This is a genomic window from Corynebacterium phoceense, from assembly GCF_900092335.1.
Taxonomy (GTDB): Bacteria; Actinomycetota; Actinomycetes; order Mycobacteriales; family Mycobacteriaceae; genus Corynebacterium; species Corynebacterium phoceense.
The window spans coordinates 1-912 of record NZ_LT596218.1; the positions used below are offsets into that span (position 1 = coordinate 1).

A 912-nucleotide genomic window follows, 5' to 3' on the forward strand; every position below is an offset into this window, starting at 1 on the left:
AAGCGTCAGCACCGCGCCGGCCACGGCGGTGAGGAAAATTGCAAGATAATACGGCCACAGCGCAGCGGCGCCGCGCACGATACGAACGAGAGGTTTCATCAACCGGCTACTATGCCACCGCACGCGCGCGGTTGCACCTTGCCGTTACCTAAGATGGCCGGTGCGTCGGTTAAGGTAGAAGCACACTCATCGATATTCCGGAAGGTTCCTCCATTGCGTAAGCTCACCGTGGCATTTCTTGTGTCCGCCGCGTGCCTCCTCGCCTCGTGCAGCATCCTCGAACCAGGCGAGACCGGACTCAACCCAGGCGACGACATTTCCGTGACCACCTCGGAGACCCCCGCCTACCAGCCGCAGGACGTGAAGAACAAAGAGGTCAACTCGGACCTCGGCGCCCCCGTCCACGATGACGGCATGAACGTCGATTGGCAGCTCCAGGGCGTCTACTCCGACTCCGTCCAGGGGAGCGTGCTCACCGTGCTGCTCAAGAACCTCAACGACCAGCCCCTGCCTGTCGACGCCGTGACCGAGCCAGTCCTCGAGGTCGCCGACGGCAACGGCGGCTGGACCCGTGTCGAGCTCCTCCCGTATGACCCAGAGGCCAACGCGGACGTCCTCGCGCCGGGCCTCGACATGCCGCTGGGCGCGCATTCCGCGACGAACCTTCAGTACCGCTTCGACGCCGCCCCCGGCACCCTGTGGAACGCCCGCCTCACGATGGGCAACGTGACGTGGACTGGAAACCTCAACCTATGACGGAACTCGTAGTCCTCTGCGACGACGCAGGAAACCCCACCGGCACCGCCCCCAAGGCAACCGTCCACACTAGCGACACCCCCTTGCACCTCGCGTTTTCCTGCTGGGTCTTCCGCGGCGACGACGTGCTCCTCACCCGCCGCGCGCTCACGAAGA

Annotated in this window: 1 protein-coding gene and 1 pseudogene; both read left to right on the plus strand. The window is 64.7% G+C overall.

The window, feature by feature from the left end:
* The first annotated feature begins 213 nt into the window (after window positions 1-213).
* On the plus strand, window positions 214-756 hold the full coding sequence (locus tag BN9444_RS13325) for a hypothetical protein (RefSeq protein ID WP_196131411.1): 543 nt from the start codon (window positions 214-216) through the stop codon (window positions 754-756).
* Window positions 753-912 (plus strand): annotated as a pseudogene (locus BN9444_RS13330) (isopentenyl-diphosphate Delta-isomerase); the annotation flags it as partial. The gene BN9444_RS13325 and the pseudogene BN9444_RS13330, both read left to right, overlap by 4 nt.